Annotated in this window: 2 protein-coding genes; both read left to right on the top strand. The window is 38.6% G+C overall.

The features are described from left to right. On the top strand, window positions 1-454 hold a 454-nt coding region (locus tag NUW87_RS11960; RefSeq protein ID WP_269028605.1), incomplete at its 5' end, for a gag-polypeptide of LTR copia-type domain-containing protein. Between the two features lie 39 nt (window positions 455-493). Beyond that, a complete protein-coding gene (locus NUW87_RS11955) occupies window positions 494-2,077 on the top strand; it encodes a DDE-type integrase/transposase/recombinase (RefSeq protein WP_269028603.1) in 1,584 nt (527 codons plus the stop codon). The last annotated feature ends 294 nt before the right edge of the window (window positions 2,078-2,371 follow it).

Below are 2,371 nucleotides of genomic sequence, written 5' to 3'. Positions count from 1 at the left end.
GGGAGGAATAGCAAAGAAGTCGACGGCTACGAAGGATGAAGAATGGGAGATTGTTGAAAGAAAGCCTCTAGGAACGATACGGCTGAGCCTGACAGTGTCGGTGGCTTTCAATATTTCGAAAGAAAAGACAACGAAGGGTTTGATGGACGCGTTGGCCAAATTGTATGAAAAACCCTCGGCATCGAATAAGGTATTTCTAATGAAGAGATTATTTAATATGAAGATGTCAGAAGGTGGGTCTGTTGCAGATCATTTAAATGAATTTAATACGGTTACTAATCAACTAAGTTCTGTAAAAGTGGACTTTGATGATGAGGTTAGGGCTCTTCTAATCTTGTGCTCATTGCCAGAAAGATGGAATGGCTTGGTCATGGCTGTAAGTAACTCTGTCTCTGGTTCAAATACTTTAAAATTTGATGATGTTGTTGGTGTTATCCTTAGTGAGGAAATGTGATGGAAAAGCACAGGTGAGACATCAGGTAATGCGTTGAACATGGAGAACAGGGGAAGACAAAAGGATAGAGGAAAGGGCTCAGGGAACCGTGGGAATTCTAGGAAGGGAAGATCCAAATCCAGACTTGGAAAGATAGAGTGTTGGAATTGTGGGAAGAAAGGACATCTGAAGAAAGACTGCAGAGCTCCAAAGAAACAAAGAGATGGACAACAAGAGAGAAATCAGGAAGCAAATGTAATAGGTGATGTGTTACAAGATGCTTTGATTCTTTCTGTAGATAATATTTCTGAGTCTTGGGTAGTAGATTCAGGGGCTTCATTTCATGCCACACCCCATAGGAAACATTTTCTAGATTATGTTCAAGGTGATTTTGGACAGGTTCATTTGGGTGATGATGCACCATGCAAAATTGTTGGAATGGGAAAGGTAAAAATAAAGCAACGCAATGGAAACCAATGGTTGTTGAAAGAGGTAAGACATGTTCCATATTTAAGGAAAAATCTGATTTCAACAGGGCAGTTGGCAAGTGAAGGTTGTATATCCATATTTACAGATAAGACGTGGAAGGTCATCAAAGGATCATTGGTGATAGCGAAAGGAGAGAAGGTAGGTACATTGTATTTATGTATTGGTAATACTGACTCTTCTATATCTTTAGCTTCTACAGGAGTGGATACAACACTGTGGCATCATAGGCTGGGACACATGAGTGAGAAGGGTATGCAGATACTTCACAAAAGAAATTTGTTGCCAGATCTTAAACAAATTGATTTGGACTTCTGTGAGCATTGTGTTTATGGAAAACAAAAGAGAGTCAGATTTCTCAGAGTCGGAAAAGAAAAGAAGAATGAAAGGTTAGAGCTTGTGCATACAGATGTATGGGGACCAGCTCAGGTATCATCTCTTGGTGGCTCTCGTTATTATGTTACTTTTATTGATGATGCAACTAGAAAAACTTGGGTTTATTGCATTCGACAAAAATCTGATGTTTTTGATACTTTTAAGAAATGGAAAGCTTTAGTTGAGAATGAGACAGGAAAAAGTTTGAAGTGTCTCAGATCAGATAATGGAGGTGAATATTGCAGCAAGGAGTTTGATGATTATTGTTCATACCATGGGATTCTTAGAGAGAAGACAGTTCCAAGAACACCACAAGAAAAATGTGTGTCAGAAAGGATGAGCAGGACCATCATGGAGTGTGCAAGGAGTATGAGATTGCATGATGGTTTGCCCTTACAGTTTTGGGCAGATGCTGTAGATACTGTTGTTTACTTAATAAACAGAGGACCTTCAAGCTCTTTGGATGGTAGAATTCCAGAGGAGGAATGGACAGGAAAAAAGGTAAACTATTCTTTTTTGAAAACTTTCAGTTGTGAAGCATTTGTCCATATTGATAAAGAAAATAGAACAAAGGTTGAGGCAAAATCCAAGAAGTGTACCTTTATTGGATATGGTGTTAATGATTTTGGTTATCTCTTATGGGATTATGAAAATAAAAAAATCATTAGGAGTAGAGATATCATATTCAATGAGAAGGTCATGTACAAAGATCAGTTGCAGGGAAAGAAACAGGAAGAAGAAAAACAAGAATACACAGTGCTTGATGAGATCACTGAAAAATAAATTCCAAAGGAACCTGAAAATCAAAATGTACAACAACAGGAGCAGCAGGTACCTCAAACACCTGCAAGTGTTGTTAGAAGATCTACCAGGTTAAGTATACCCCCTGAACGATACTCTCCTTCATTGTATTATTTATTGTTGACTGATTCTGGTGAACCAGAATGTTATGAAGAGGCAATGCAGGTAGACACCAAAAAGAAGTGGGAGCAAGGCATGAAAGAGGAAATGGATTCCTTGGTAAATAACCAGACTTGGGACTTGGTTCAGTTGCCTACAAGAAAAAGAGCATTGCAG

Origin of the sequence: Corynebacterium pilbarense (assembly GCF_026930265.1) — a bacterium.
Lineage (GTDB): Bacteria > Actinomycetota > Actinomycetes > Mycobacteriales > Mycobacteriaceae > Corynebacterium > Corynebacterium pilbarense.
This window is presented reverse-complemented; position numbering and strand designations above follow the sequence as displayed.

Bases quoted from the DNA above. Each gene is read 5' to 3' on its own strand.
- NUW87_RS11955 (WP_269028603.1), top strand. From the start codon at position 494: ATGGAGAACAGGGGAAGACAAAAGGATAGAGGAAAGGGCTCAGGGAAC.